22 protein-coding genes are annotated in these 24872 nt (G+C 28.7%); 8 read left to right on the forward strand and 14 right to left on the reverse strand.

The features are described from left to right. Positions 1–510: 510 nt before the first annotated feature. Positions 511–960, reverse strand: coding sequence for a PepSY-like domain-containing protein (locus tag Q1X91_RS03540; RefSeq protein ID WP_300753468.1), 450 nt, complete (start codon positions 958–960; stop codon positions 511–513). Positions 961–1130: 170 nt separating this feature from the next. Between Q1X91_RS03540 and Q1X91_RS03545 the strand changes: the two genes are divergently transcribed. After that, the gene (locus tag Q1X91_RS03545; protein ID WP_300753470.1) at positions 1131–2477 is read left to right on the forward strand and encodes an MATE family efflux transporter; all 1347 of its coding nucleotides are present in this window, start codon (positions 1131–1133) and stop codon (positions 2475–2477) included. Positions 2478–2562: 85 nt separating this feature from the next. Here Q1X91_RS03545 and Q1X91_RS03550 read toward each other — a convergent pair whose 3' ends face one another. After that, positions 2563–3540 carry a cobalamin biosynthesis protein gene (locus Q1X91_RS03550; protein WP_300753472.1) on the reverse strand — a complete coding sequence of 326 codons (978 nt, stop codon included), beginning with the start codon at positions 3538–3540 and terminating at the stop codon, positions 2563–2565. Positions 3541–3587: 47 nt separating this feature from the next. Then, positions 3588–4184, reverse strand: a complete 597-nt coding sequence (locus Q1X91_RS03555) for a histidine phosphatase family protein (RefSeq protein ID WP_300753474.1) — start codon at positions 4182–4184, stop codon at positions 3588–3590. Positions 4185–4552: 368 nt separating this feature from the next. On the opposite strand from Q1X91_RS03555, the gene Q1X91_RS03560 reads away from it, so the two are divergent. The 4 genes from Q1X91_RS03560 (at position 4553) to Q1X91_RS03575 (ending at position 11778) form a co-directional block, all read left to right on the forward strand. Further along, the gene (locus Q1X91_RS03560) at positions 4553–6076 is read left to right on the forward strand and encodes an aryl-sulfate sulfotransferase (RefSeq protein ID WP_300753476.1); all 1524 of its coding nucleotides are present in this window, start codon (positions 4553–4555) and stop codon (positions 6074–6076) included. Between the two features lie 344 nt (positions 6077–6420). Further along, the gene (locus Q1X91_RS03565; RefSeq protein ID WP_300753478.1) at positions 6421–8814 is read left to right on the forward strand and encodes a sodium-translocating pyrophosphatase; all 2394 of its coding nucleotides are present in this window, start codon (positions 6421–6423) and stop codon (positions 8812–8814) included. A 141-nt stretch (positions 8815–8955) separates the two neighbouring features. Further along, positions 8956–9711, forward strand: a complete 756-nt coding sequence (locus tag Q1X91_RS03570; protein WP_300753480.1) for a hypothetical protein — start codon at positions 8956–8958, stop codon at positions 9709–9711. Between the two features lie 234 nt (positions 9712–9945). Further along, on the forward strand, positions 9946–11778 hold the full coding sequence (locus Q1X91_RS03575; RefSeq protein ID WP_300753482.1) for a methyl-accepting chemotaxis protein: 1833 nt from the start codon (positions 9946–9948) through the stop codon (positions 11776–11778). Between the two features lie 193 nt (positions 11779–11971). On the opposite strand, the gene Q1X91_RS03580 is transcribed toward Q1X91_RS03575, so the two are convergent. The 11 genes from Q1X91_RS03580 to hisIE form a co-directional block, all read right to left on the reverse strand. After that, entirely contained in the window at positions 11972–13615 is a 1644-nt protein-coding gene (locus Q1X91_RS03580; protein WP_300753484.1) for an iron ABC transporter permease, read from the reverse strand. 5 nt (positions 13616–13620) lie between these two features. Continuing rightward, on the reverse strand, positions 13621–14733 hold the full coding sequence (locus Q1X91_RS03585) for an ABC transporter ATP-binding protein (protein WP_300753486.1): 1113 nt from the start codon (positions 14731–14733) through the stop codon (positions 13621–13623). A gap of 69 nt (positions 14734–14802) precedes the next feature. Further along, entirely contained in the window at positions 14803–15828 is a 1026-nt protein-coding gene (locus Q1X91_RS03590) for an ABC transporter substrate-binding protein (protein WP_300753487.1), read from the reverse strand. Positions 15829–15921: 93 nt separating this feature from the next. Beyond that, positions 15922–16647: an OmpA family protein gene (locus tag Q1X91_RS03595; protein ID WP_300753489.1), complete on the reverse strand. Its 726-nt coding sequence runs from the start codon at positions 16645–16647 to the stop codon at positions 15922–15924. A 22-nt stretch (positions 16648–16669) separates the two neighbouring features. Then, entirely contained in the window at positions 16670–17326 is a 657-nt protein-coding gene (locus Q1X91_RS03600; RefSeq protein WP_300753491.1) for a tia invasion determinant, read from the reverse strand. Positions 17327–17337: 11 nt separating this feature from the next. Then, complete coding sequence (locus Q1X91_RS03605) at positions 17338–17601, reverse strand: hypothetical protein (protein ID WP_300753493.1); 264 nt, start codon at positions 17599–17601, stop codon at positions 17338–17340. Positions 17602–17604: 3 nt separating this feature from the next. Beyond that, positions 17605–18270, reverse strand: a complete 666-nt coding sequence (locus Q1X91_RS03610; protein ID WP_300753494.1) for a cell envelope biogenesis protein OmpA — start codon at positions 18268–18270, stop codon at positions 17605–17607. Between the two features lie 28 nt (positions 18271–18298). Further along, positions 18299–19006: a hypothetical protein gene (locus Q1X91_RS03615; protein ID WP_300753496.1), complete on the reverse strand. Its 708-nt coding sequence runs from the start codon at positions 19004–19006 to the stop codon at positions 18299–18301. Between the two features lie 12 nt (positions 19007–19018). After that, entirely contained in the window at positions 19019–19927 is a 909-nt protein-coding gene (locus Q1X91_RS03620; protein ID WP_300753498.1) for a hypothetical protein, read from the reverse strand. Between the two features lie 19 nt (positions 19928–19946). Then, on the reverse strand, positions 19947–20480 hold the full coding sequence (locus Q1X91_RS03625; protein ID WP_300753500.1) for a hypothetical protein: 534 nt from the start codon (positions 20478–20480) through the stop codon (positions 19947–19949). Between the two features lie 316 nt (positions 20481–20796). Beyond that, a complete protein-coding gene (gene hisIE / locus Q1X91_RS03630) occupies positions 20797–21462 on the reverse strand; it encodes a bifunctional phosphoribosyl-AMP cyclohydrolase/phosphoribosyl-ATP diphosphatase HisIE (protein WP_300753502.1) in 666 nt (221 codons plus the stop codon). Between the two features lie 409 nt (positions 21463–21871). Between hisIE and rpsL the strand changes: the two genes are divergently transcribed. The 3 genes from rpsL to fusA are packed head-to-tail and all read left to right on the forward strand — an operon-like array spanning position 21872 to position 24833. After that, positions 21872–22246 carry a 30S ribosomal protein S12 gene (rpsL, locus tag Q1X91_RS03635; protein WP_013114298.1) on the forward strand — a complete coding sequence of 125 codons (375 nt, stop codon included), beginning with the start codon at positions 21872–21874 and terminating at the stop codon, positions 22244–22246. Positions 22247–22260: 14 nt separating this feature from the next. Continuing rightward, entirely contained in the window at positions 22261–22731 is a 471-nt protein-coding gene (gene rpsG / locus Q1X91_RS03640) for a 30S ribosomal protein S7 (RefSeq protein ID WP_300753505.1), read from the forward strand. A 20-nt stretch (positions 22732–22751) separates the two neighbouring features. Further along, on the forward strand, positions 22752–24833 hold the full coding sequence (gene fusA / locus Q1X91_RS03645; RefSeq protein WP_300753507.1) for an elongation factor G: 2082 nt from the start codon (positions 22752–22754) through the stop codon (positions 24831–24833). Positions 24834–24872: the final 39 nt, after the last annotated feature.

Here is a 24872-nt window from a genome sequence, read left to right on the forward strand (position 1 = left end):
GCTAAATTTAGCAATTTATCCCACATATAAAACATAATTAGTACGATTTAATAATAATTTCAATACTTGCACTTTTTGCAACTTTTTGCGGCGGGAAAAGTTGAATAAAAAAAAATTGACAAACTTAAAAATTTTTAGTATATACCTAAACAATTACAATTTGTCAAAATTAATTTTTTAAATTTAAAATATTTGCAGGGCTTTGCCCCACACCCCACTTCTTTTGTGACGCTGTCCGCCTTCGGTGTGGCACAAAGAACCATACGCTGTACTCCTGTGGCGAAAAGACTGCATTTTTAGCCTAAATTTAGGTATTACAATACATTTAATACGTATTTTAAAAATATAAAGTTATAGCAATTGCGTTTTTCGCTCTGCGTGCCGTAGGCAGCAACTTTTTTGTGCGGCAAAAAAGCTGATAATTCTATATAATGTACATCAGTTGACAAAATGAAATCGTTCCAGTATATACTATTTAGTTTATAGATGAGTTACTTTTTGTTAAATTTTTTAAGCACTTTTTATTTTTATAATATTGCCTTCGTAGTCTATATAGATATATTCTTTATTATCGACTTTAAACTCTATTCCTTTGCTTCTTTTGTATATATTATTAATGGTTTTATATTTTGACTTAATTATATTTATTATTTTAGCGTCAATAAACTTTTCAGCTGTGCTAATAGATATTGTTTGTCTATTGCCTATTATAGAAGTCCATTTGCATTTTCTATTAAAGTTAATTGATGAGCCGCCTTCAAAAATTACAGTATACCGTGAAGAAACAGAGGCACTATATACTTTATAGTCATTAAAATATTTATTTACAAACTCTTGAATATTTATGGGTAAAGAAGTGTAGGGTACAAAATTGATATTTCTATCATCATCAAAAAATATAAAAGAAGAAGATATCATATATATAAAAAGTATAAAAATATAAAATACATTTCTTTGCATAAAAATATATCCTTAAATTTATAGTTAATGATACAGTAAAATATAAATATTTCAACACTAAAGAAAAAAGTAAATTTTCGTACTTTTTCTATTGACAAAACAGTAAACATGCTTATAATACCATATTGTTTATAGCACGAAAGAAGACTATTTTTAAAAAGGAGTTTATCATGATTAATATTACGCAAAATACTAAAAACATGGAAAAATCTTTTTTTAAGTATGTTTTGCCTGCAATAATTTCAACTATGCTTGGAGGACTTTATATAGTTGTAGACGGTTTCTTTGTAGGAAATTCTATGGGAGATAATGGTCTTACTGCTATTAATTTAGTTTATCCTATAGCTACTTTAATTGCTGCATGTGCTGTCATGCTTGGTATGGGAGGCTCTGTTATAATGTCTACATACCTTGGAGCAGGCGACAGTAAATGTTTTGATAAAGCCAAATCAAATACTTTTATTACTTTAATACTCGCATGTATGATATTAACTGTTATTTTGCTTTTATTAAAAAATAAATTAATATATCTTCTAGGTGCTAGGGATAATATATTTAAACTTGCTGATGAATATATTACTGTGATAATTTTAGGAGGAAGCCTTCAGATAATATCATATGGAAGCATGCCTATAATAAGAAATTTAGGTAAAACTATTCATGCTATGGCATTTATGGGGGCAGGTCTTATAACGAACATTATACTTGACTATTTATTTTTAATGGTTTTTAAATGGGGAATGTTCGGAGCTGCACTTGCTACAATAATAGCTGAGGGTATTGTAGCTTTAATTTCTCTATATTATTTATTTATAAGAAAAAAATATAGAATAAAATTATCAGACTTTGACTTATCAATGATAAAAAGAGCAATTCAAATAGGACTTTCGCCTTTTGGTTTGGTTATGGCTCCTTCTTTGATAGTAATATTTAATAATTGGCAGTGTATAAAGTACGGGGGATATACAGCAGCTTCTGCATATTCGGTTATAAACTATATATACGGCTCTGTTATATATTTGTTTGAAGGTATTGCAGAGGGCTGTCAGCCTATGATAAGCTATTTCAAAGGTGCTCAAAGAAATGATCTTATGAAAAAAGTATTTAAAAAAGGAGTATTATTTGCTTTGATACTTGCTTCAATTATTTTAAGTATAATTTTAATATTTAAAAATAATTTTGGTATTTTATTTGGTGCTTCTATAGAGACTAATGATATTATAAGCAAAGGATTGGTTTTAATATCTGTTTCATTCATACTTCAGCCTATAGTAAGATTAGGAACAGCTTATTTTTATTCTTCAGGCGAAAGCAGATATTCAGCACTTTTGACTTATATAGACCCTTTATTTATAAGCCCTTTATGTATATTAGTACTGCCTTTATTTTTTAATCTTAACGGGGTATGGCTTGCATTGCCTTTTTCTCAGTTTATATTAATAGCATTATTTATATTTATTTTTTATAATACAAAAGATAAAGATTTTATAAAAAATACAGTATATCAAAATGAATAGTTAAGAAAAAATTAATAGTTAAGAAAATAGGTTTTAAGTAATTATTTTATTATTTAAAACCTATTATTTATAATGCAGATAATGTTTAAGCAATTATAGAAGCTATAAGCATAGATATAAGTTTTATTATTATTAAAAGAGCTAATGAAAATATAGCAGAAGTTAATATAAACTTATTGGCTTTTTCTATATGTCTTATTTCTAAATCTTCTAAATATTCACCTACTAAAGGTCTGTCATACATTTCACCGTCTTTTATATATTCTCCTCCAAGTTCTATATCTAAAGCACCTGCAACACTTGCCTCTAATCTTGATTTATTATTTTTGCCGTCTCTTTTTAATGTTATAAAAGCATTTTTATATTCATATCTTAAAATTTTTGATGTTATAATATGAACAATCGATGTAAAAAAAGAAGGTATTATATTTAATATATAACAAAGTTTTATATTAAATATTCCAAAAATATCATCACTTTTATTTTCGTCTATATAAACTGTGTCTGAAGAGCTTTCAGATAATTTATAAAGAGCTTTATATGCTATACAAAGAGGAGCTCCTCCCAAAAGCAAAAATATTGCAGGGTATATATAATCTTCAGCAATACTTATTACAGTATATTCAATAGTGTTTTTAATAATTTGCTCTTCTTCGATATCTTCTGTATCTATGTCAGTATTTTCTTTAAGCAGAGATTTTGCTTTTTTTATATCATTATTTTTTAAACTGTGATATATATGCGAGCTGATTTCCAAAGGTTTTCTGATGCCTAATGTAATATAACATAATGCCAATTCTATTATCAAACCTAAAATAAAATGAACTTTATATAAAAGCATTAAAAGAAAAAATGGTATTAAAAAACATACAGCTATAATGATTAAAGAAGATAATGTTCCTACTGTAAATGAAAGTATATTATTTTGAGTATTTACTTTTTTTCTAAATAAATCCTCAGCTATAAAATGCAGTCTTGATACAAATACAAAAGGATCAAATTTTACATTTTTAATAAATATATTTAAAAGAAAGGATATAGGTAATATTAAAAGTATTTTCATGTTAATTTATTCCAAATTAAAAGTTATTACTAATAATCATCGTAAAATTAGAACTTTTCTATAATACTTATATAATTTTTATCATCTATTTCTGTATAATACCCGCATCCGTTTTGTAAAAGGTATTCATAAAAGCCTAATTTCTGCTTATCAAATCTGCTGAATATAGACATAATAACACCACCATGCGTTACGACGGCGGTATAATTCATATTATTTTTTTTCATATCTTCTATAATAGATAAATATACCTCTTCTGTTCTTTTGAAGAAGCTATCAGGGGGTTCACCATTTGGTACATTGCTTTTCCAATTAGTTCTAAAAAATTCCTTATAATATGTATTATCTTTTAATTCATCATGATTTTTACCTTCAAAATCACCGAAGCATCTTTCTCTTAAATCATCTACAATTTCTTTATTTTCTTCATAATCATTATCATTGAAATATATTTGAGCAGTCTCCAAACATCTTTTAAGAGGACTGCAGTACAATTTTTGAACTGGTTTATACTTATCTATAATACTTTTTTTATTTATAAGAAAATCTTTTCCAGTATCAGATAATGGAGCATCAGTAGATCCTAGCCATCTTCCTTCAGCATTTAATTTTGTTTGGCCATGACGTATAAATAGTATTTTCATAATGATTACTCCATTTTTTTATTAATTTATTCAGCGTTTAGATTTACATTATAATAGCAGTTTATTTTTTTTCAATAATATTATTGATATTATTTTTATAACTTATGAAATTATGTAAAAATAGTATATGGGTTTATAAATATTATTGACAAATATAGTTATAAAATATAGAATATGCTAACTATATAATTTGGTATATTTATGAACAACACAACACAACACAACACAACAATTTTTCAATAAAATTAATCTTTATTTTTTAGCTATAAAAAAATATTCCCATAATATTGTCTTTATTAATATAAAAAAACACTATTTATTAATATCTTATGTAAAAATAACTAATATAAATATTTTAGGAGAATAATATGAAAAAACTATTATCTATTATTTTACTGATTACAAGCTTGTTTGCTTTATCTTGTAATCATAATAAGTCAAACTCTTCATCAACTAGTCCTATTGGAAAAGTAGGAGAGATAGTGGTAGATCCAAATGGAGTAACACCATTATCAGCAGTTTATACAACAGCGACAGTAAATGCTGCACCTATAACAGTAACAGTTAAAGGTCTTTATGGAGAGCCTGATATAATACATACTTATCAAGCAGGCTATGGTACAGAGTTTGAGATACATGGTATGTTTCCAGAATCTCAGAATACTATTGAAGTTAATGATGGCGGAAGAATAATAACTAAAAATGTTTCTGTAGGATCTTTACCAAATGGAATACAAAAAAAATATGATGTGGAAATTAATAATTTACCAGAAGAAAAATACAAAAATAATCCTGAATTATATTTTTTTAGTCCTAACCAAAATTGGAATGGTTGGAAAGGTATATTAGGAATGTCTGATAATGGATATATAAGATATATTAACACAGTTACTACATATTTCTCAAAAATATATATTAACAATTTGAAAATATCATTTTTTGACACTGCTGAGGGAGGAGATCCAAATTCTGGATTGTATGATTTACTTGGCAATAGAATTATAAAATATTCAACTTCATCTCATCATGATGTTATAAAAGTTCATAATAATTATATCTATTTATCATATTCAACTTGGGGATCAGAGGATAGATTAGTAGAAATAAATAGTGTAGGTTCTAAAGTAAGAGAATTAAGTTTTGGTAAATTAATACAAAATACTTTAGATTTGAAAACTTATCCTGGAGATGAAGCAATATTTAAACAAATAGCATTTGGAGAAGATGTAAATAATATTTATACTGTAAACGGACTGCAAAAATCTGCAGATTGGTTTCATGCAAATTCTTTAGTTTATGATTCGTCAACTGATATTTTATATGTTTCTTCGAGAACTAGAGCTGTACTTGCTATAGATTATAGTGAGTGGAAATTAATATGGTGGATGGCTGATGATACTTTAGCTACAAGTGGAATACCATATAATGTATATTTAAAAGATTTGAAATCATTGGAACCATATAGAGTAAAAGGGGATGTTATTAATGACGGACCTAAAAATCAGCATGCTTTATTTTTACATGAGAATGATAATTTAGGAATGTTTGATAATGGTGGCGATACTACTTATACTTCAGGATCAAGATATGTAGAATATAAAATAACAGGTACTCATGGAAATTATACAGCTCAAAAAGTTGATGAATATAAAGATGCTTCATTATATTCATCAATTATGTCGGATGTAGATTTTACAGGTGAAAATCATCAAAATTTATTATTAACATATGCATATCCAACAGCTAGAATATTAGAAGTAGAAAAAAACAGTAAAAAAGAATTATTTAAATTATCTTTGCCATTTATGACATATAGAGCAGATAAAATGCCTTTGTATTATGATGAAGGTAGGGTTTATTCAGAGGACTGTAACTTGAAAAATTCTAACTGATTTTAATTTGATAAAATGAAATTAAGGCTTAATTACAGTAATGTAGTTGAGCTTTTTATTTTTATATTGTACGAGTGAATTTTTGTAATGAATATTCCGCTTTTTTAATTAGTTTGTTTAGTGTTTAAGTTTAGATTGTAATAGCAGTTTATTTTTTTTCAATAAAATAATGTAATTTTTTAAATTTGGTATTTTACAGTTAAAATATTTTATTTTTAAAAAAGTTCAATATAGGTACGGTATGTATTAAAAATACTATAAAAAATAATTGACAATTTATGTAATTTATGCTATAATCCAAAACTGTAAAATTTTTACCAAAATTTAAAAAATAGGGTATGTGTATGAATTATGAAATATTAGCTGAAAATGCCCGCTTTTTTACAATATCAGCGGCAATACTCACATTGGCTTTCGCATTCTATTTTTATAAATGGATGCGTAAACAGGACGAAGGTAATGAAACTATGAAAGAAATAGCTTCGCATGTACGCTCTGGTGCTATAGCTTATCTTAAACAACAGTATAAAGTTATAGCTTTCTTCTTTGCAGGAGCTTTCATTATTTTTGCTATTCTTTCTTATGCATTAAAAGTGCAAAACCCTTTCATTCCTATAGGTTTTTTAACAGGCGGTTTCTTCTCAACTCTTTCTGGTTTCTTGGGTATGAAAACTGCTACTTATGCATCTGCCAGAACTGCTAATGCAGCAAGCAAATCATTAAACGAAGGTTTAACAATAGCTTTCCGTTCAGGTGCTGTTATGGGACTTACTGTTGTAGGTCTTGCTTTGCTTGACATTTCTTTATGGTTCATAGTGTTAAATTTATGGCTTGATAATAGTTTATTTGGTACAGACTTCCTAAATTTGGCTTCTACAGGAATAGCTAAAGGTACTGCTGAATACACTGCTGCTAAAATGCACTTTGTAACTACTACAATGCTTAGCTTTGGTGTAGGTGCTTCTTTCCAAGCATTATTCGCACGTGTTGGAGGCGGTATATTTACTAAAGCTGCTGACGTTGGTGCTGACTTAGTAGGTAAAGTTGAAGCAGGAATACCTGAAGATGACCCAAGAAACCCTGCTGTTATAGCTGACAACGTAGGAGATAACGTTGGAGACGTTGCTGGTATGGGAGCGGATCTTTACGAATCTTATGCAGGTTCTATACTTGCTGCTATGAGTTTGGGTTCTGCCGCTTTCGGATATATTAATCCTGATGTAAGCCCAATATATGCTGTATCCCTTCCTATGATACTTGCTGCTATTGGTACTCTTTCTTCTATAATAGGTGTATTCTTCGTTAAAACTAAAGAAGGTGCTACTATGGGAGAATTATTAAAATCTTTAAGAGTAGGTGTTTATATAAGCAGTGCTATTATTATAGTTGTTTCTTTCCTACTTGTAAAAATGCTTCTTCCAAACAATTTGGGATTATTCGTTTCTATCATTGTTGGCCTTATAGCTGGTAACGTAGTTGGTTTCTTCACAGAATATTATACAGCTGCTGAATACAAACCTACTCAATGGGTAGCTGAACAATCTAAAACAGGTCCTGCTACTGTTATTATAGGAGGACTTGCTGTAGGTATGCAATCTACTTTAATACCTGTTGTTACAGTAGTTATATCTATAATATTAGCATTTGGTTTTGCAGGCGGTTTCGGTGCTGAGGCTTCTTCTTTCTCTCAAGGTTTATATGGTATTGCTTTAGCTTCTGTTGGTATGTTATCTACTTTAGGTATCACATTAGCTACAGATGCTTATGGTCCTATAGCTGACAATGCCGGCGGTAACGCTGAAATGTCTGGACTTCCTGAGAGTGTTAGAGAAAGAACTGATGCTTTAGACTCTTTAGGCAACACTACTGCTGCTACTGGTAAAGGTTTCGCTATTTGTTCTGCTGCTTTAACTGCTATGGCTTTAATTGCTGGTTATATTGAGGAAATTAAAACTTCTTTAGGAAGAATGATCAATACAGGCAATCTTACTTCTATAGATATAGGTACTGTTCAATACACTGCTAACAGTGCTAAAGAATTATATGACAAAGTTGTTTATAGCTTAGGTATGAATGAGTTTATGAATGCTTTCAATATTCACTTAATGAACCCTAAAGTATTAATAGGTATATTTATTGGTGCTATGTTAGTATTCTTCTTCTGTGCTTTAACTATGAAAGCTGTTGGACGTGCTGCTGCAGGTGTTGTAGAAGAAGTTAGAAGACAGTTTAGAGAAATTAAAGGCTTACTTGCTGGTGAAAAAGGCGTAAAAGCTGATTATGAAAAAGCTGTTCAAATCTGTACTAAATCTGCTCAAAAAGAAATGATTGTTCCTTCTGTACTTGCTATAGTTGTACCTGTTGTTGTTGGATTTATATTTGGCGTACCTGCTGTTATAGGTATGTTAGTTGGTGGTTTAACTTCTGGTTTTGCTATGGCTGTTATGATGTCTAATGCTGGCGGTGCTTGGGACAATGCTAAAAAATATATCGAAGCTGGTAATTTAGGTGGTAAAAAGATAGTTGATGAAAATGGTAACAAAATCACTAACCCTAATCATGCTGCTGCTGTTATAGGGGATACTGTTGGTGACCCATTCAAAGATACTTCTGGACCAAGCTTAAACATTCTTATTAAACTTATGAGCTTAATAAGTGTTGTATTTGCTGGTGCAATAGTTGCTTTCTCACCAAAAATTCAGGCTCTATTAGGTATAGCTGATCAAATTATTAAGTAATCAATTTATTTAATATTAATATATAAGCTGTCTGACTTTAATTAGTTGGGCAGCTTTTTTATTTTAATTATTATTGGTTTAAAGTAATTTACAATATTCATCTTATCTTGTTATTTTTTATATCAATACTTTGGATTTATTATGAAACTATTAAAATATTTTTTATTTGTAAACATTTTAATTATAACTATTACATATACTGCTTTTGCCAGCTTAGAGATAAATTTTAATGGTCATTATGGAATTGCCTTTCCATTTAATTCTATAAAAGTAAATGATAATTATAAAAACACTATTTATGACAGCGTTGATGGTACTTTAGGTTTTGAAGGAGCTTTATTTTTCCAAATAGGAAATTATTTTAAATTATTTGAAGATGATTATACAAGCATTATTAAAGGTGTGAGTTTATTTGGAGATATTGGTTTTAGTATTAATGCTTTGATGTCTGATTATAAAGAAAATAATAGAAAATATACAGAGATACTTGGATTTTATTCTATGCTGGTTGGAGCTACTGTTAAATTAAATTTCAGTAAAATGTCTATAGGATTAGGTACTGGAATATTAGCTCCTTTATATGCTGTTGTTTCTTCAAGTAAATATGGTGGGGTTATGGTAGCACCTGATGATTTAAATAATTGGAATGTTTTTGATATGAGAAATCTATTTAAAGCTCCAATAATGCCTTATATAAAACTTACAGTTGAAGGATTTTTGTATTTAGTTCCTAATTTTGCCGTTACTCTTGGAGGCTATATGATGTATAATTTTGGTATGCAGTACAAAACAGATGTTGTGAATAATAATTTAGGTAATAATATATATAATAAATATAATTTTTCTTCTCTTTCTATCGGATTAGTTTTAGGTATATCTTTGGGCAGATATAATTGATATATTCTTATTTTAGTTTTTATATGAAATTATTAAAAAAAAATTACTTTATACACTATAAAGGTAAAAAAAATATATTTTTATTTGACTTTATGTGATTATAATTTATAATAGATATCTGAAATAATCAAAAAGTATTCATTTCTATTTAGAATATTATTACAACTATTTTTTAATTCTATTAATAATTATTGTTAATTTTTTATAAAAATGAAATATTGAAAAGGAAAATCTATGAAAAAAATTCATTCTATAAGAGTAAAAATGCCTATAGCAATTAGTATTTTAAGTACCATATTTTTAGTTTTAATAGTTGCTATATTATCATACAGATCTCATATTATTATTAAAGATTCCACATTGAACGGATTTAATAATACGGTTAATGGCTATAAGGATATGCTTGATGTTTGGCTTGATGATAATAGGAATTTAATAGAGACTTATTCTGTATCTCCTATAGTGAGAAATTATCTTTTAAATAGAAATGTAGATATTAGAAGTACACTTGCAGAATTTGAAGCTATTAATGAATATGTACTTGACATAGGTATTACAGATACTAACGGCATAATTTTAGATAATGTTAATAATGTAAAAATAGGTGAAAATATAACAACAGTAAGACCTAATATTTTAAATATATTAAAAAACAATAATAATAAAGCATCTTTTGATGATGGTATACAAAGATCAAGTGCTGACAACAAATGGTCGCTTGCAGCTATTTCTGGTGTTAATTATAATGGGGAATATATAGGAAATGTGTATATGATTTTGGATTGGGAGGAACTTGCCGTAAAACTTCAGGATTTGAAATTACCAGAAAGAACTAGAATATTTGCTATTGATGATGAAGAGACTGTTTTACTTGACACCAAAAACGAAATTAATACGAAAGCAAATGAGGCTTATGGAGAAATTATAAATAGCGGTTTATCATCAGGTGTTATGAATTATATATCTTCTGTAAGTAATGATCCTAGAACAGCAGTTTACAGCAGACTTCAAAATTTATCTTGGTATTTAATTATGGCTATGGACGATAATATTATTTATAAAGATAATAATGATTCTATAAAAATATCTATTATTATATGTATTTTATCTATCATTTTTATTAATATATTTGCTTTTATTTATATTAAAAGAGTTACACACCCTCTAAAAGTATTAATGAATCATGCTACCAGTATATCAGAGGGAAATATCAGCATAAATACTAAAAGTGCTTATGCTAAAGATGAGTTTGGAGAATTAGAAAGGGTTTTTGATATTATGAGCAGCAGACTTGCAGAGGTTGTTTACAATGTTAATAACGCTTCTAAAGAGATAATGGCAGCAGCAGAAAATATGATGGAAAGCAGCAGTGAGTTATCAGCAAGGACAGACAATCAGTCATCTAGTTTAGAAGAAACAGCAGCTAGTATTGAGGAAATGGTTTCTAATATAAAGATTTCAGCTGAGAACTCTATTCAGGGTAAGGATATGATGTCAGAGGCTATCACATTTATTGAAGATGCAGCAAATATTATATCACAGACTGCTTCAAATATAGAAGAGGTTTATCAGTCAAGTGAGAAAATAAAAGATATTACAAAGATTATTGAAGATATCGCTTTTCAAACTAATATACTTGCTCTTAATGCTTCTGTAGAGGCAGCAAGAGCTGGAGATCATGGTAAAGGTTTTGCTGTTGTTGCTTCTGAAGTAAGAAATCTTGCTCAAACTACTCAGGCTTCTGTAAAGGATATCACAGCATTGGTAGATAATACTTCAAATAAGATAGATGTGGCAACTAATACCGCTAAACAATCGCAGGATATATTTGCAAAACTTCAAAATAAAGTATTGGAAACTTCAAAGCTAATGGAAGATATTACTTCAAATGCCATAGAACAGCAGTCTGGAACTAATCAAATAAGTACTGAAGTTAATAATATGGAAAGTGCTACTACTCAGAATGCTGCTTTAGCTGAAAACTCAAGTGAGATATCAAAAAGTTTGCTTGAAAAAGCTAGATTTTTAGAAAGCAGTATTGAGTTTTTTAAGATTTCTAATAATTAAATAAGGTACTTATTTCAAAAAATAATAAGCAATATTAACTATATACCTAAACAAACTGTATTTGTTTAGGTATATAATAAAAAATTCACTGGATTTTCTTTATATTTTCTTGGCATATTCAAATACAGTATTATTTATTCTTATCAAATGTCAATGCTTATGAACTATATTTTATATTTGTTTAACTATTATACTATAAAGATATTTCTTTTTTACCAGTTAATTTGAAAAATATTATTATAGATATAACTGTTGTAATTGTCAGTATTGTAGCAAGTGCAGCAGCAGGTCCGTATGTTCCCTGTACAACAGCCTGATAAATTGCAATTGACATAGTCCTAGATTTTACCACATATAATATAACAGAAGAACTAAGTTCATTTATTATTGTTATCCAGCTTAATACAGCACCTGATAAAACTCCCGGAAGCATCATAATCAATGTTATTTTATAAAAGGTTTTGATAGGAGAAGCCCCCAAACTTATAGAAGCCTCTTCATAGCTGTTATCTATTTGATACAATATTGCCGAACTAGATCTTAAAGTATAAGGCAGTCTTCTTATAGATAATGCTATTATAATGATAATAGGAGTTCCGCTTAATATTAAAGGCGGTTTATTAAAAGCTAAAAGAAGAACTATTCCCAAAATAGAACCTGATATTATATACGGAAGCATTGATATTGTATCTATTATATCCGTAATAATATTTTTTCTTTTTGTAGAAACATATGCTAAAAGTACTGATATTATAATAACTATTAATATGCTCACAAAGCCGTATACATATGTATTTTTTATGGCAGAAGAAAATGAATCAAAAATGGTTTTGTAGCTTTCCAACGAATAACCTTTAAGAAATATAGTTCTGTTTGTTTTTAAAAAAGAAGTATATATTACAGTAATCTGAGGAAGTATAGAAGCTATTACTATAATGTATAAAAAAGAATATAGTGATACAGCTTTTATTCCTTTTAGTTTTTTAGGCTTGATTGTATTAATAGATTTCATAGAAAAAGATTTTTTATTGATATAGTATTTCTGAGTTAAAAACATTATAGTAGTTATAAATACCATTAATGTTGCCATAGCGGCAGAAAAATTAGCATTCCCTCCAACTTCATTAATAAACTCAGAGTATATTAAAGTAGGTATAGTTCTATATCCTTCTCCTATTAACATAGGAGTTCCGAAGTCTGATAAAGCATTCATAAATACTATTAAAGAACCAGCAAGTATTGTAGGTGTTATTAAAGGCAGTATAATACTAGTAATTTTTTTAAAAGAAGAAGCTCCCAAACTTTCTGAAGCCTCTATCAAAGAAGAATCCATTTTTCCCAAAGCACCTGAAACATACATAAATATAAAAGGGTATAATTTTAAAGTAAAAACTAAAAGTATTCCTGCAAATCCGTATATGTTTGGTATTTTTATTCCTAAAGTTTCAAATGATTTTGTTATAACTCCGTTTCTTCCTAAAAGCATTATCCAAGAATAAGCACCTATAAATGCAGGAGACATCATTGATATTATTATTAATATTTCTAAAAATCTTTTGCCTCTTATTTGATAAATAGTCATAAAATATGCCATCATAGTGCCTATTATTATAGTTAATATTGTTACAGATATCGTTACAGTGAAGCTGTTTATTAAAGATTTATAATAGTATTTCTTCGAAAAAAATATTATAAAATTTTCTAAAGTCCATTTTCCAGTTTCAGAGCTTTTAAAAGCACTTACAAATAAATATAATAAAGGATATACTATAAATATAGAAAATATAACAGCAATTACGATAGTAACAATATTCCAAAAATTAAGATATTTATTCATGTTTATTAGTCCCTATTCATAATACTTATACCGTTAATATCAAATATATTTATTTTTTTTATATTCGGCTTTAAATAAAGAGTTTCTCCTATATCATAAACTTTTTCATCTGATGATGAGCTTTGAGAATATTCTATTGATGACTGATTATCCAATATTTCATCTTTTTCAAAGTATAATGAATAATTTATGTATTTTCCTAAAAAAGTTTTTGATAATATTTTAGTTTTTACAGCATTATCTTTATCATCGGATATATAAAACTCTTCTGGTCTTATAGAAACTATTACTTTATCATCATGTTTAACAGTATCAATTATATTATTAATTTCAAATTTATAACCATTCATAAAGCATACAAATGTTTTTGAGTTTTCTTTTAATATTCTTGCATTAAATAAATTTGAATGTCCTATGAATGTAGATATAAAAGTATTTACAGGTCTTGAATATATATCTGTAGGTTTTCCTATTTGCTGTATTACTCCTTTATTCATAACTGCAATCGTATCTGATATAGCCAATGCCTCTTCCTGATCATGAGTTACATAAACGGTTGTTATTCCTATATGTTTTTGTATCTCTCTTATTACATCACGCATTTCTATTCTTAATTTGGCGTCTAAATTTGATAATGGTTCGTCCATAAGAAGTACATTAGGCGATATTATAATTGCTCTTGCAAGTGCCACTCTCTGCTGCTGACCTCCTGATAAATGTTCAGGCAGTCTGTTTTGATATTCTTCAATTTTTACTATACTTAATATCTCATCAACTTTATTTTTCATAGACTGTTTAGGTTCTTTTCTTAGTTTTAATCCGTATTCTACATTTTCCCTTACAGTCATATGTGGGAATATAGCATAGTTTTGAAATACCATTCCTATATTTCTTTTATATGCTGGTATATCATTAATTATTTCATTATCAAATTTTATTGTTCCGCTTTCTATGGTATTGAATCCAGCTATCATTCTTAATAGAGTTGTTTTTCCGCATCCTGAAGGTCCGAGCAATGTAAAGAACTCACCATTTTTTATTTCCAATGATAAATTAGGTATAATTGTAGTTTTATCATATTTTTTTAATACGTTTTGAATAGATATAGATACGCTCATATTATGCCTTATATAAATTTATAACATCATTATACTTTTTTAAAATATAATGATGTTATAACTATTTAATTAATAACTAGTAAACAATTCTTTAAATTTATCAAGCCATTTTTTTGTATTAGATTCTACTACGGCAGGATCTTCAACTATAATATTTATTTGTTCCATAGGAATCATTATATCAGATTTTTCAGTATCGCCTCTTACAGGTCTTCTATTTAAATCTTTAGCAAGCATATTCTGTGCTTCCAAAGTAAGACAGTAATCTACGAATTTTTTAGCATTATCTATATGTTTAGCATTTTTTACTATACAAATAACATCAGGAGTAGATCTTACACCCTCTTTCATATATACTATTTTTACAGGAGATCCGGACTGCATATATGTAATTCCAGCCTCTTCATAAGTAAGTCCTACAGCATATTCTCCATCAGCAACACCTTTATAAACACCTGAAGAACCGCTTGTCAATTTACCGTCCAAGTTGGCACATAATTTGTCTACATAGTCCCAGCCTTGTTCAGGGTCTCCTTTTCCTATAGCATAAAGTATATTTACTAAATGTTCAAAAGCTGATGAAGAAGCAGAAGGATCAGCAAATATAATTTTTCCTTTTAATTCTGGATTAAGTAAATCCTCATAACCTTCTACTTTTATATTTCCTATTAGATTTGTATTGATTATTAATATACTAGGAACCTGAGAGAATCTTGATATTGAACCCTCAGCATTTTTTAAGCCTTCCATAACATTGGCATCATTTGTAGATACATAAGTTTCAAATAAATCAGCTTTATATCTTACACCGTTTAATGAAGGTCCCCACAAAATGTCTGCTACTGGATTATTTTTTTCAACTTCAATTCTTTTTATTAGTTCTCCAGTTACAGCTGTAATTACATCAACTTTAACATCAGGGTTTTGTGCTTTAAAACCATTAACCATACTATTAATAAGTTTTTCTGGGTGAGGTGTATATATCACCAAACTGTTTTCATCATTTTGAGCAGCAGTATCATTTGCCTTATTAGAGCATGAAACTGATAACATAGCAATTGATACCAATAAAAAGCATATTATTTTACTTTTCATTAGCGTTTCTCCTAAATATTTGTAATTTTATGACTAATATTTTATTATTATATTATTTTTTTGTCAAGATAAACATACAGATTTGATATATTTTTAATTTCTTAATTTTATAATATCATTTTCATTTTTATTTTTGTAAATAGCTTCTTCTTTATCATTATTTATTATTACGAATTGGCATTTTCTATCTTTGGCATTGTAGTAATCGGAATGTGAGGAACCATATCCTATATATCTAAGTCTTTCTCTCTCTATACCTTTTTCTATTAATTTATCAAATATTGTTTTTGCTCTGTTTTCAGATAAATATATATTATAATTAGAATCTCCAGTATTATCACTATGACCTTCTATTATAAGATTAACATTATTACTATTTAAATATTTGTATATTTCTTCTATACCTTCATCATATTCTTCTTTTAATTCATAAGAATCAAAATCAAACTCTATAATATTATGAGTTAGCAATACTTTATTATATTCATTATTTATAATTATAGTCTCTTGTTGTTCTAGTTCTTTATTTGTATCGCTTATTTCTGCATTTATAATTGCAGCTTCTTGTTCCATTTCTATATCATTTGTTTCTGCAGTATATTTTTCTTCACTGCTTTTTGCGAGATTAGCAACATTTACTATTTTTTCTTCCTCAGTATAAGTTTTTGAAGCTGTTTTTACATATTCATTATTATCATTATAAAGAACTGCATGAAGCTGTTTGCTAAATGCCAATACAATGACATGCTTATTTGTAGAACATGATATAACAGTAGTAAAAATTAATAAAACAATTAATAGTAATAATTTATTTTTCATAATTCACTTCTTATAATTAATTTTATCTAATTGTAAATCTTGCTCCAAGTAAAACCTCATGAGCATTATTAAATCCAAATCCAATAATATATCTGTAACCTAAATCTATAGCAAACCAATCAAGTATATTATACACTATTCCTGCATTTATACCAAATACAAAAGAACTTCTTGTAATTATCGTTTCTCCAATATCTGTATTTTCATAATTATATTTAGTTTGGAATAATCTGTTTCCTATAGATAATCCTATATACAAGTTCATAAGAGGGGTTCTTTGATAAAGCACTTTTGAAGTAACAGTATCCAACTCACTGTTTTTTAGAAAAAATACATTTATATCATAATAAATACTTCCCATTATATTTTGCATAAAATATCCTTTATCTTTTCCTGATACAAACCCTTGAAAAGTATATTCTAAATCAATTCTAAGCGGTATTAATCTTGTTTTTCTAAATAAATCATATCCTACAGCAAGCCCGCCGCCTATATAGTTGTTTTTTTCATAAACAACACAGCCTTTTTCTAAACTGGCTTTTTCATTCGTAGTTTTTAAAGCTTCATGCTTAAAATTTAATTTAGGTGCTATATAAAGACCTGAAAATGTTGCTGAAAATAAATTTTTATTAGTAAATGCAGCAATAAAAAATAATAATATAATAACAAAACGTTTCATTATAACACCCTTTATTTTAAATAAACAAAATTATTAGTTACAATAAGTAAATGTTCTAAGTTTCTATCAAAAGCATTAACCATTTCTATTTTTTCATTATAGGAATAAAAACTATTAGAATAATGGTTATTAAAATTATAACTTCCTTTAAGATTAGTTTGAGGCGGATGTATAGTCATTTCTATATTAGGTATAGGCACTACAACTAATGTTCCTGTTTTGCAGGATATAAGTATAAAAGTTATAATTATAATTAATAATGCTGTATTTTTCATAAATTACTTCCTAAGGTCAGGTATTGGGAATCTAGCAGCTATTGCAAATTCATGGGAGAGAACATTATCAAGTCCGTATAATAGCCTGTATCCAAAATCTAAATTAAGAAAACTAGTAACATATATATCGATACCAACAGCACCCCCTATTGCAAATACTGCTTTAGGTACAGTTACAGTGGCTTTAACTTTTCCAGCATCTTCAAACCATCTGTCATAAGTGTTAGCATTTATTTTTGTACCCATAAGAAGCCCTAAATATAATGACATAATAGGAGTTCTTCTATATATTTCTTCAGCGGTAATAGTTCTTAATTCGCTTTTCTTAATATGGTATACATGAAGACTATAATAAGCTCCTGCTAATATGCTGTGCTGAGATTGTTTTACTATATTATTAATATGATAATTTCCTGTCATTCCATCTTTAAAAGTATATTCTAGTTCTAATCTTAATGGTAAACTTTGTTTATATTTGTAGAAATCAAATCCAAAAGAAAAACCTGCACCAAGATAATTATTCATTATTTTTTGATTTTTTGTATTTTTAAAACCAGAATCATTAAAGTTATAAACTATCTTAGGAGCAAGATAAAATGATTCAATTAATGGAAATAAAGATGAACTCATAAAGCAAGTAATTATTAATACTAATATAATTCTTTTCATATCAAAAACCTTAAAAAACATTACAATTTTAAAAAGATATACCAACTGCCAATCTAGGAAGAGGTATTAATCTAATACCCGGAGTAAAAGAATATCCTATATCAAGCAAAGATATATCTATAAAAGGGCGTACTTCCCAATCAGAATTAGAAAATAAATCTATTCTAAATCCCATTTCACCTGATATATAAAAATCATATACGGTTGTTTTTTTATATCTTATAGATCCGTCATCTCTTAATTCCTTACCATTTACTATAAATGTAGTCATACCAACTTTAGGAAGAAGGAAAAATCCGCTTGGCTTATCGTTTTTATTAAAATAAAATCTTACACCTATAGATGCAGGTATTGCTATTGTACTTCCATTATAGAATTTGCTTAAAATAGCAGAACCTATAATGTTTCCTGTAGCAGGATCAGCAGCAGGTTCTCCATAATCGCCGTAATGAGTATCAAAGGCATAAAAACCTAAAGTTACATCAAGTGATTGTTTAGGCAGATATGTATAATTGTATGATAATCTTATACCAAACTTACCATCATAAAATTTTCCGCTTGCACCTTCCTGAGCTTTAAATACCAAGTCTGTAATTATTGGTATAGTTCCCATAGAAAATAAAGTTGTTCCAAAGTCTATGCCTAAAGAATGTTTTAAATAAGTCTGAGCATTAACAAATGCAGATGATATAAAAATTAATAAGGATATAAAAATAATAATTTTCTTTATACTCATAATTCAAATCCATTAAAATCTTAAACTAAATCCTATTCTAGGAAATAAAGCAAATCTTATATTAGCGAGATATTTAGCCCAGTCTGGGAAACTGCTCCAAGCAGGTATATTAAATGCAGAGAAACCTGTTGTAAGAGAAGTAACTCCTCCCGTTACAGTATTATATACATTTCCAGTCCAAGGTCTTACATAATAACCTATTTCAAGAATAGCTATATCTATAGTTGGTTTAACTCTCCATTCTCTAGTAGGGAATAATTCTATATTCCAGCCTAATTCGTAAGAAATATATAATGCAGCATCATGAACAGTATGTTCCGTTTTTATTCCTGTCAAACCATTTTCTGTAGATACAGTATAGAAGAAAGCATCTATGCCGAAATGAAATGCATTATAAAATTGTCTTTTAGGTCCGTAAAATTTTACTCCAAATGATGCAGGCATAAATATAAATGAGGCTTTAAAGGAAGTATCTGTTCCTACAACACCGCTGTAAGCTCCTTGCCCTAAATCTTCTAATAGTTTTCCAGCATTTTCTTTTGAAATTATTAAACTATAAGTACTTGAATAAACTCCTATTCCTACATCTAAAGCTATTTGATTATGAACAAATAATGAATATAAAATAGATGGTATATACCAAGCAGAACCTTTAGCATCAGCATAATCAAAATATTTATTTATATTTCCTAAATCCATTCCTATTAAACCGCTTAAATTTACACCATTGTTCACTATAGTATTAAATAACAAAGGATAAAATACAGCACCTCCCGGATTAAGATTAACACTAATCATCTGTCTCCCTTTTATCCAGCTGTAATCATCTCCTGTTACTTCTGTAGATAGGGGCAATCCCTTAGCAAATAATAAAACATTAGAATAAAATAATAGAGATAATAAAAATAATAGCTTTTTCATAATTAATAACTCAATATATTTATTTTATAGCTTCGCCATCAGTAAATTTACCGCTTGATTTTGATAATATACTTTCAATTTCTGATCTTTTTTCAGCAGATAAATTAGTACCTGCTAATATTTTCTCAGAATCACTTAAATCTATTTTATCAGCACCATTATCTATTACTGATGATATTAAATTACCGACAACAGCTTCTCCGCCTTCATCATCAAGAACATCAAGTATGGCATCTACTGCATTTTTGGCATCTTCGTCCATCTTTACAACATAAAGCTCATCGCCTACAGGAGTAGCAATTATATATCCGTTGTTAGAATCTTTATATACGGCACCTATACCTAGTACGGGCTCATCAAAAGTATAATCACCGTTAAGTCCTTTGCTTCCAGATATTGTTAATTTATTGCCGCTTGCTGAAGCTCCAGCCCAATTACCGCTTTGCATTTTTGAAAGTATTAAATCATCACCTGGTTTTGTTATTTTTATGCCGTAATCTTTAGTACATGAAATTGATAAGAGAATTATTAATATAAGTAATATATTTTTCATCGTATATTTCCATAAAATAATCTATTATTTAATAGAGTGATATTGTAAACTAATATTATAATATTGCAATAAATTTTTGTAATTTTATTTTTAGTTTTTTAAAAAAATTTTATAAAATCTAGTATTATGCATATAATAGTATATTGTATATTAGTACATTTAAATAAATACGTAAAAAATATAAAAGTTTTGTAATTTTTTATCATAAATAAATTTTTTTATGATTATTATAAAATTTAATTAACTTAAAGATTTTTAAGATATGATTTTATTTAAGAAAATAATATTATGATTGTATTTATTTTTTTGAAAATTTTTATTCTTTCATGCTTTTTTGTTTTTCTTTTTTATCTATTACAGCTCTGCTTGAGAGTTCGTTTTTTATATCATTAATAGTTATATTTTTTTCAACCATTAATACTAGGGTGTGGTATAATAAATCAGATATCTCGTATATTGTTTCTTTGTTTGAATCATTTTTAGCACCTATTATAACTTCAGTGCATTCTTCTCCGACTTTTTTTAATATTTTGTCAATACCGCTGTTAAATAGGTATGTAGTATATGAACCTTCAGTTTTATTGATTTTTCTTCCCTTTATTAGTTTATAAAGTTTATCTATAGAAAAATCTTTATAATCTTCTTTTGAGAATATATCATTAAAGAAGCAGGATTCGCTTCCAGTGTGGCAGGCAGGACCATCTTTTATTACTTCTACAACTAAAGCATCATTATCGCAGTCAGTTTTTATAGCCTGTATATGCTGATAATTTCCAGAAGTTTCACCTTTTCTCCATAGTTCTTGTCTGCTTCTGCTGTAGAAACAAGTTTTACCCTCATCAATACTTATTTGCAGGCTTTCTTTATTCATATATGCCAGAGTTAATACTTCTTTTGTATAATAGTCAACAACTATTGCAGGTATTAAACCTTTGTCATCAAATTTTAATTTTTCTATTTGGTCTTGGCTTATATAATTCATAAATTAAATCCTAAATTTCTGCAAATATTATTGAGAGTAATTATGCTATAATTATAGTTTTTTTGCAATATTTATTAATGAAGATTTTTTAATAAAATCAGTATTTTTTATAAAAAATTATAAATATATAAGTACAATAAGTTCATTTTTTTTGTAAAAAAAGATAAAAAAGTATTAAAGCCTATTGATTTTTTTGTATAGCTGCTTTATAATGCTAAAACTTTCATAAAAGCGATTAAAGCGTATAGTATGTTTTCTCACTTTATTAATTAGGTTTAATACTATAATTGCTCAGTTTGTAAATACTGTTTCGTTTGAAGTTTTAATTTAATTAAAAAGCAGATGGCGTCAATTCGATTGGATTGGCTTGTAAAAAGAAAAAATAAAAAAATTAGAGGTTTTGTATTTTATGCCTACAATTAATCAATTAGTAAGAAAAGGTCGCAAGCGTATGATAAATAAAACAAAATCGCCTGCGTTAATGAAATGTCCGCAAAGAGAAGGGGTTTGTACTCGTGTAACAACAACTACGCCAAAAAAACCTAACTCAGCTATGCGTAAAATTGCCCGTGTAAGAGTAACGAATGGTATGGAAGTTACAGCTTATATACCTGGTATAGACCATACGCTTCAGGAGCACAACCGTGTACTTATAAGAGGCGGTCGTGTAAAAGACTTACCTGGTTGCCGTTATCACATAGTTCGCGGAAGCCGTGAAGCTACTGGTGTTGAAAAAAGAATGAAAGCTAGAAGTAAATATGGTACTAAGAAACCAAAGGCTTAATGGAGTAAAATAATATGGCTAGAAGAAGAAGAGCACAAGTTAGAAAAATAGATGCTGATCCTATTTACGGCAGTGTAGTGATTAGTAAATTTATTAATAAATTAATGTATGATGGTAAAAAAAGTAAAGCTGAAAATATATTTTATAAAGCTATGGATTTAGTTAAACAAAAAACAGGTAAAGATGGCTTGGAAGCTTTTAATGAAGCTATAAATAATATTAAGCCTCTTGTGGAAGTAAAATCAAGAAGAGTTGGAGGTTCTACATATCAGGTTCCTGTTGATGTAAGACCAGACAGACAAAATTCTTTAGCTTTTACTTGGCTTATAGATGCTTCAAGAAAAAGAGGCGGAAAAAGCATGATAGAGCGTTTATCAAATGAAATAGTAGATGCTATAGACGGAAAAGGTCAGGCAGTTGCTAAGAGAGATACAGTTCATAGAATGGCTGAAGGTAACAAAGCGTTCGCACACTTCAGGTGGTAGTTTTTAAGGAGAGAGTTTAAGTGGCACGTCAAATTTCATTAGAAAACACACGTAATATTGGTATTATGGCTCACATTGATGCTGGTAAGACTACTTTGAGTGAGCGTATTCTTTATTTCACTGGTAAGACTCATAAAATAGGTGAAGTACATGAAGGTGCAGCAGAAATGGACTGGATGGAGCAGGAAAGAGAAAGAGGTATTACTATTACTTCGGCTGCAACTACTTGTTTTTGGAATGGACATAGAATTAATTTGATAGATACACCTGGGCACGTTGACTTTACTGTAGAGGTTGAAAGATCTTTAAGAGTATTAGATAGTGCGGTTGGTGTTTTTTGTTCTGTAGGCGGAGTTCAGCCTCAGAGTGAAACAGTATGGAGACAAGCTAGTAATTATAAAATTCCTAGAGCTATATTTGTTAATAAAATGGACAGAATAGGTGCTAATTTCTATGCTGTTTTAGATCAGACAAGAGAAAGATTAAAAGCTAATAGTCACCCTGTTGTTATACCTATAGGTGCGGAAAGTAATTTTGAGGGTGTTATTGACTTGGTAAATATGAAAGAAATAATTTGGGTTTCTGAAGACGGCATGAAAATGGAAGAGAGAGAAATCAGAGCCGAATTAAAAGAAAAAGCAGAAGAATACAGAAACTCATTATTGGAAGCAATTGTTGAATATGATGATGATGCTATGAATAAGTTTTTTGAAGGAGAGGAAATAGATGTTCCTACTATAAAAAAACTTATAAGAACAGCAACATTGACAGCAGACTTCTTCCCAATGTTCTGCGGTACTGCATTCAAAAACAAAGGTATTCAAGTATTAATTAATGGAATAGTTGATTACTTGCCTTCTCCAGTAGACAGATCAGAAATAGAAGGTACTGATTTAGACGGTAATGTAGTAAAAAGAAAAATATCAGATGATGAGAAATTCAGTGCATTAGCATTTAAAATAATGACAGACCCTCACGTAGGAAAAATAGCTTTCTTCAGAGTTTATTCTGGTATATTAGAAGCTGGTTCTTATGTGTTTAATGCAACAAAAGGTAAAAGAGAGCGTATCGGAAGAATACTTCAGATGCATGCTAATAAAAGAGAAGAGATTGATACAGTATATGCTGGTGATATAGCAGCAGCAGTAGGGCTTAAAGAAACAACAACAGGTGATACTTTATGTCCGGAAAATGCCCCTATAATACTAGAAGCAATCAACTTCCCAGAACCAGTAATTAACGTTGCTATAGAGCCTAAAACAAAAGGCGATAGAGATAAAATGTCAATAGCTTTATCAAGACTTGCTGAAGAAGATCCAACATTCAGAGTAACTTTTGATGAAGAAACAGGACAGACAATTATCGCAGGTATGGGTGAGCTTCACTTAGAAATTATCTGTGATAGAATGAAAAGAGAATATAAAGTTGAGGCAAATGTAGGACGTCCTCAAGTATCTTATAGAGAAGGTATCAAGAAAACAGTTGAAGTTCAAGGTAAATTTGTACGTCAGTCTGGCGGTAAAGGTCAGTACGGAGATGTATGGCTGAGAATTGGTCCTAATGAACCTAATGCAGGATTTAAATTTAATAATGAAATCGTTGGAGGAGCAGTTCCAAGAGAATATATACCTGCAGTAGAAAAAGGCTGTGTAGAGGCTATGAATACAGGTGTACTTGCTAACTATCCTATGCTTGATGTTATAGTATCAGCTTATGACGGTTCATTCCACCCAGTAGACTCATCAGAAATGGCATTCAAAATTGCTGCTTCAATGGGATTTAAAGAAGGCTGTAAAAAAGCAGATCCTTATTTGTTAGAGCCTATGATGACAGTAGAAGTTGTAACTCCAGAAGATTATATGGGTGATATAATAGGTGACTTAGCTTCAAGAAGAGGTCAGGTTCACGGATTTACAGATAAATCAGGTTATAAATCAATCAATGCTACAGTACCTCTTGCAGAGATGTTCGGTTATACAACAAGTATAAGAAACGTTTCTCAAGGTAGAGCAAGCTATACAATGCAGTTCTCACACTATGAGGAAGTGCCTAAAAATGTAGCAGATGAGATAATCGGTGCTAGAATGGGTAATAACAAATAAGTAACTAAAAAGGTTACAAGTTAGATATAAAAATTAAAT

Origin of the sequence: uncultured Brachyspira sp., from assembly GCF_949287625.1 — a bacterium.
Taxonomy (GTDB): domain Bacteria; phylum Spirochaetota; class Brachyspiria; order Brachyspirales; family Brachyspiraceae; genus Brachyspira.